Source organism: Gelidibacter sp. (assembly GCF_039916245.1).
Lineage (GTDB): Bacteria > Bacteroidota > Bacteroidia > Flavobacteriales > Flavobacteriaceae > Gelidibacter.
Window position 1 is genome coordinate 1 of the sequence record NZ_JBDSLS010000167.1, and the last position, 6,092, is coordinate 6,092.

The window sequence follows — 6,092 nt, forward strand, 5'->3', positions numbered from 1 at the left end:
GTCAAGGATAATCCAATGCCATTGCCGTCGGCGAACTTCTGATTATCGCCTCTATAAAAAGGTTTAAAAATATTTTTCAAATCAATTTCAGAAATGCCAATCCCATGATCGGAGAATTGCAATTGAATGCTCTGGTATTTAAAAGCAATTGAAACTTTGGAATGATGATCCTCAGAGAATTTACAGCCGTTTTCAAAGAGATTGGCAAAAGCGACTTTTAAGAGATAGGCATTCGCATTAATCGAAATCTGTTCATCATTATCAAAATCAGTTTCAAAGTGAATGTCAATTTTATAATCAGGATTGCCGCGTTGTACTTGTTGTCTGGCATCCAATAAAACTTCATCAATGCGTACAGATTTAAATGAAATTTCGGACGGATCATAACTCGCTTTGGCTATATCCAAAAGGCTATTTGAAAGTCGGACAATTTTTTTAGCATCTTTAAGACTGTTTTCAATAGCGGTTTTATAATCTTCAACATTCCGCTCTTTGTTAATCGATAATTCCAATTCGGTAATGATTGCGGCCAATGGCGTTCGGAGTTCATGCGAAATATTAGAAACGAAGTGTTTTTGAGCATCAAAAGACTGTTCCAGACGGTCTAACATGGCATTAAAGGTCTGCGCGAGTTCGGATAATTCGTCTTTATTGTCATTGGAAGGTAATCGCAAATCCAGATTTTTAGCCGTGATGTTTTTGGCTTTTTCAGCCATTTCGCTAACCGGTTTAAAAGCCTTTTTCGAAAAGAAAACCCCTGCGATATAGATGAATGCAATCGCAATCACAAAAACAAGAACGCTTGTTTTCAATAAGCTATTTAATTTGTTGTAGCCATATTGGTCATAAGAAGTAGCAGTGACCACATAATTATTGCCCTCAAATTCATAGCGCAAGCCAATTACTTGCCAACCTTCTTGGTCGAATTGGATCTCGCCCTTTTTATAGATGTCGTCATTCATGGATTTTGTTTCCTTCACAAAATCAATATCGACAGCATCATGATACAATAGCGTAAAATCCTTGTCATAAATAGCGACTTCAACTTCGTTCAAAACCTGACGATTGCTTCGGTAAATATCTTGAAGTGTCTGCGGGTTTACTTCGGCATTAAAAAACAGATTGGCTTTGGTGATCGCTTCTTTTTTAAGAAGGGTATAAAATTCGCGTTCGCGACTTTCTTGTGTGGAATAGTAGATGATAGCGGCAAAAATCAACAGTATGGTGGCCGTAATCAGCGTAAATAATATGGCGAGTCTCGTTCTTGTTTTCAAAGCGCAACTAAAAATTTATGGATAATTAAATTCGTAATTCTAAAAATTTTAGACACGAATTTCACGAATTTACACTAATCTATTCGTTAGCTGAAATCGCGTAAAATGCGACTATTCATTTCACGAATTAAGTAGACCTCCATTCTGTTTGAGATACCACAGGTTCTTTAGCTGTCTTCCCGTTTCAAAACGAATCCCATTCCTGATTTGGTATGAATGAGTTTGTGCTCAAATTCACGATCGATTTTTTTGCGTAAATAATTTATATAGACGTCAATAAAATTAGTGCCAGTATCAAAATGGGTATCCCAAACTTTGTCGGCGATTTCAGAACGTGATAAAACGCGCTCGGGATTTTGAAGCATATATTCCAACAGCTTAAATTCTTTGGGCGTTAAACTGATATCCTGATCGTTGCGTTTGACCATTTTTGTGTGCAAATTCATTTCCAGATCGTCATAATTCAGAATAACAGTTGAGTTGTTAGTGCTGTTTGCTCTCCGATTCAGTAATGCTCTGATGCGAGCCATGAGTTCGCGCATTTCGAAAGGCTTGACCAAATAATCATCCGCTCCAGCATCAAAACCTTCAATTTTATCATCGGTGGTTCCTAAAGCAGTCAACATGATGATGGGCATATTCGGCTTGGTTTGCCGGATAAGTTTACACAAATCGATGCCATCCATTTTCGGCAAAATAATATCGGTTATGATGAGGTCATAATCGTTTTGTAAAGCTAATTTTTTACCCGAAACACCATCATAAGCTAAAGTTGGCTTAAAACCTTGCTCTTCCAAACCTCTTTGCAAAAGTTCGGCAACACGTAAGTCGTCTTCTATGATTAAAATTGTCATAGAGACAAATTTACAAAATCCTTTTGCTATAACATTGAAACATAGTAATACTTGATTCAATATTGGTTAACGTCAAAAATATTATTAAAAGTGAAGTTTATTTTAAGTGGATCTTGAAAAGATGATTAGGTTTGTCTTAATCGAAATGACCTGGTATCATCAGGACTTCGCAAAATCTATTCTTATGAAAAGAATGTTATTGTTTCTGAATATTCTTCTTGTCCTATCAAGTTGTTCGAATACAACTTCGGTAATTAAGTCCGAAGACAATCAATGGAAACATCAAAAAAGAGAAAATCATCTCAATAATAGAAATGACTCATCTACTTGGGATATAAAAATGCTTAAGCAGGACCAGCAAGATATCGATTTTGGAGATTCCGGACCTTTTCAATTAGGCGTATTTCCACAGCCTAAATATGACTTAATAGGCAAAGGTAGTTTTAAGGGCGTAGGAGTTGTAGCTGGGCAATTTGAAATAAAAGATCGAAAAATTTTTATGAGAAGCTTTTTCGTTAAAGAGAACTCTTTAAATAAAGCCCGGTTGATAGGAAGAAAAGATGAGGTGTTTTTCCAAATCTTAGTGTTAACAGATACGATTGATAATGTAAATTATAATTTAGCGCATAGTGTTGTTCTGTCAAGAAATCATCCCGATTATTTGGGACAAGGATTTATTAGCACAAAAGATAATCGAATTGACTATGTAGCTTTTATAACTGCTGAAAATAATGCTTATGCGATAGTCAATACACGAATTTTTGATTTGAGTTTCGGTAAAACAATCCTAATTGCGCCACGAAAAGATCAAACTTTACGATCCTTGCAGATTAAAAGTCCTGAAATGTCTTCTGACTCGATAACAAAATATACAGAATTACTTATTAAGGATGAAAAAGTAATTGAGTTTTTTCAAAGTAAGGACAATATATAAATCCGATAAGATTTCAGAAAAGTTACTCCATTAATGCAAAAAAGCAATTATATACACATCATCAAATTGGCGATCCCAATAATCATCGCCAATGCCTCCGTCCCGCTTTTGGGTCTGGTAGATACGGCTTCGATTGGACAAACGGCATCAGCTGCTGATTTGGGAGCGATAGCTTTGGCAGCGTTGATTTTTAGTTTTGTGTATTGGGGATTTGGTTTTTTAAGAATGGGCACCACCGGTTTTGTTGCGCAAGCTTCGGGAGCCGAAGACAATAACGAATTGCATGCTTTAGTTTTTAGAACTATTTTTCTTGGCGCTGCAATCGGTTTCATTCTTGTCGTCTTACAGAAATTAATTGGCGAGTTCTCCGTCTATTTATTGAGTGCGAGTGATGAAATTAAAGAGTTGGTTAAGGATTATTTCTACATCCGAATTTGGGGAGCGCCCGCTACATTAATTACGTTTTCCTTGTTGGGAACGCTCATCGGAATGGGCTGGACCAAGCGATTGCTTTGGGTACAGTTATTTCTCAACGGATTAAACATTGTATTCAATATCACTTTTGTGGTCGGCTTTGGAATGGGCGTTAAGGGGATTGCACTTGGAACTGTATTGGCAGAATGGCTAACTTTATTTTTTGCTGGTTATGTGTTGTTTCATAAACTAGGTCTGAATCGGCCTTTAGCTCGTGCGAAAGAGTTGAAAACGCAGATTTTATATCCATCCAAGTTAATCGCCTTGTTTAAAGTGAATTCCGATATCATGATTCGTACCCTTGCTTTGTTGAGTGGTTTTGGCTGGTTTGCCAATCAGGGCGCTAAATTCGGCGATCATACTCTTGCCGCCAATCATGTGTTATTACAATTTGTAACCTTGTCGGCTTTCTTTTTGGATGGCTATGCCCATGTGGTTGAAATGCTCGCCGGAAATGCTTTTGGTGCTAAGGATAAATTGGCTTTCACAAGTCAGATTAAACAATCGACAGTTTTGGCAGGAGCAACGGCTGTATTGCTTGCGCTAAGCGTATTTCTTTTTAGTGATACTGTAATTCCTTTGTTAACTAAAGATGGTCAAGTGCAAACCATCGCTTCCAACTATAAAAACTATGCGGTGGTTTATATCTTATTTTCTTTTGTGGCCTTTCAGTTGGATGGGGTTTTCATTGGCGTTACCAAAAGTAAGGAAATGCGAAATGCAACCATATTAGCCTTGATTGCGTTTATTGGCTTAAGTTTGATTCTGGTGCGTTATTACGGAAATGCCGGTTTGTGGCTGTCTTTTATATTTTATGTGGTGGTAAGAGGCGTGGCTTTGGGAGCCTATTACCCGAAAATCCTTAAAGTTTTTGATATGAAAAAAGCAGCTATTTAAAAGCCAATATTTTCCTAATATTGAAAATAAATCGGATGATTTAAAAGTATATTTGCATAACTAAAAACACCATTTAAATGACAGTTTGGATTCTATTTATTATTGGAATAATTATCTTTTTGGCCTTAGATCTCGGCGTATTTAACAAGAATCCACATGTCATCAGCTCGAAAGAGGCTGGGATTTGGACCGCCGTTTGGGTGTCCTTATCATTTGCGTTTTCAGGAGTGATCTATTGGTTATATAGTGGGGGCGTGCATATTGATAATCCTGATCAGCTATTACCCCAGGATGCGATGATTAAATATATCACTGGATATCTTATTGAGTTGTCCTTAAGTATTGATAATATATTTGTGATTGCTATTGTTTTTGCTTCCTTCAAAATTCCGCCCATATACCAGCATCGCGTGTTGTTTTGGGGAATTTTGGGTGCGGTAGTATTTAGAGGATTGATGATCTTCTTGGGAGTCATGTTGATTCATAAATTCTCATGGATGACTTATATCTTTGGTGCTTTCTTAGTCTTTACCGCGCTAAAAATGTTGTTTACTAAAGATGATCATGACTTTCATCCTAAAGATTCCTTTGTTTTTAAAACGCTGAGAAGGATCATGCCGATTACTACAGATATTGAGAATGAACATTTTTTTGTGAAACGGCGTCATCTTACGGTAGCTACACCTTTGTTTGTGGCTTTGGTTGTTATTGAAGTCATGGATGTGGTGTTTGCGATTGATAGCGTTCCGGCAATTTTGTCAATTACTTCAGATCCGTTCTTAGTATTCAGCTCGAATATCTTCGCCATTTTAGGCTTGCGATCGATGTATTTCTTTTTGGCAAATATGTTGGAACGCTTCGGTTATTTACAATACAGTTTGATTGCCATTTTATCTTTTGTCGGTATTAAAATGTTAATCGTACACTACTTTAAATTCCCAGAATGGGTGTCCTTAGGATTTATAGGTTTAGCGCTTGCAGTTGGGATTTTAGTATCCTTGGTAAAATCTGAAAAACCGAAGGAAATACTATAGCATGAGAATGTTGGATCAGAAGTTTTGAACGAAGCTTTCGACCAGAAAATTTAAATATTGTTTTAAATGAAAGTCCTGAGTGTTTGCTCAGGATTTTTGTTTTTATACTCTGATCAGTTCGTTTCCTTGCGAATTTAGGTTTTCTGTAGAAATGCTCATCAAGCGTTAAATTTATCATTTACCCAATTTTTAGGATTGTTTTGTATGTAAGTTGAAATGGTATTAAATGATTTGCTATTTCGTATGATGTGTTCGTGATATGATGGTTGCCATGCAAATGACGCGTCAATTTTACGTGCATTAAATGTAACGGCCGATTTAAAACCACGAATGATGGATGCCAAACTTTTGGATTGTGGTCCAAATTGGTTTATGGGTTGTGATTCCCTTGTAGAGACGCAAAGCATTGCGTCTTTAGCCTCATTTTTCATGTTATATTCATTTTTTCCTATAATTATTATGGCATGAAAATGATTGGGCATTACCACAAAATCAGCCATTAGTAAATTCATATCAGGTCGCATTTCAAATGTTTTTAACCATTCGGTTTCTGCAATTCTGCCTATTTTGGATAATTCCATTTTAGCATCACATACATTACCGAAATAGTGAAGTCTATTTTTTG

General features: G+C 36.5%; 6 protein-coding genes. 3 read left to right on the forward strand and 3 right to left on the reverse strand.

Annotation, left to right across the window (positions count from 1 at the left end):
• Both ABIQ28_RS08945 and ABIQ28_RS08950 read right to left on the reverse strand, forming a co-directional pair.
• Nucleotides 1-1,274, reverse strand: a 1,274-nt coding sequence (locus ABIQ28_RS08945; RefSeq protein WP_348036544.1) for a histidine kinase dimerization/phospho-acceptor domain-containing protein, incomplete at its 3' end; no start/stop codon positions are given.
• 167 nt (nucleotides 1,275-1,441) lie between these two features.
• Entirely contained in the window at nucleotides 1,442-2,128 is a 687-nt protein-coding gene (locus ABIQ28_RS08950) for a response regulator transcription factor (protein ID WP_348036545.1), read from the reverse strand.
• A 184-nt stretch (nucleotides 2,129-2,312) separates the two neighbouring features.
• Here ABIQ28_RS08950 and ABIQ28_RS08955 point away from each other — a divergent pair, with 184 nt between their 5' ends.
• The 3 genes from ABIQ28_RS08955 (at nucleotide 2,313) to ABIQ28_RS08965 (ending at nucleotide 5,467) form a co-directional block, all read left to right on the forward strand.
• On the forward strand, nucleotides 2,313-3,062 hold the full coding sequence (locus ABIQ28_RS08955) for a hypothetical protein (protein ID WP_348036546.1): 750 nt from the start codon (nucleotides 2,313-2,315) through the stop codon (nucleotides 3,060-3,062).
• 33 nt (nucleotides 3,063-3,095) lie between these two features.
• Nucleotides 3,096-4,433 (forward strand): MATE family efflux transporter, encoded by a 1,338-nt coding sequence (locus ABIQ28_RS08960; RefSeq protein ID WP_348036547.1) that lies wholly within the window; start codon nucleotides 3,096-3,098, stop codon nucleotides 4,431-4,433.
• Nucleotides 4,434-4,510: 77 nt separating this feature from the next.
• Nucleotides 4,511-5,467 carry a TerC family protein gene (locus ABIQ28_RS08965; RefSeq protein WP_348036548.1) on the forward strand — a complete coding sequence of 319 codons (957 nt, stop codon included), beginning with the start codon at nucleotides 4,511-4,513 and terminating at the stop codon, nucleotides 5,465-5,467.
• 158 nt (nucleotides 5,468-5,625) lie between these two features.
• On the opposite strand, the gene ABIQ28_RS08970 is transcribed toward ABIQ28_RS08965, so the two are convergent.
• A partial coding sequence (locus ABIQ28_RS08970) for a transposase (protein WP_348036549.1) occupies nucleotides 5,626-6,092 on the reverse strand: 467 nt, incomplete at its 5' end.

Coding starts and splice junctions, on each gene's coding strand:
- ABIQ28_RS08955 (WP_348036546.1), top strand. CDS start 2,313: ATGAAAAGAATGTTATTGTTTCTGAATATTCTTCTTGTCCTATCAAGT.
- ABIQ28_RS08965 (WP_348036548.1), top strand. CDS start 4,511: ATGACAGTTTGGATTCTATTTATTATTGGAATAATTATCTTTTTGGCC.
- ABIQ28_RS08960 (WP_348036547.1), top strand. CDS start 3,096: ATGCAAAAAAGCAATTATATACACATCATCAAATTGGCGATCCCAATA.
- ABIQ28_RS08950 (WP_348036545.1), bottom strand. CDS start 2,128: ATGACAATTTTAATCATAGAAGACGACTTACGTGTTGCCGAACTTTTG.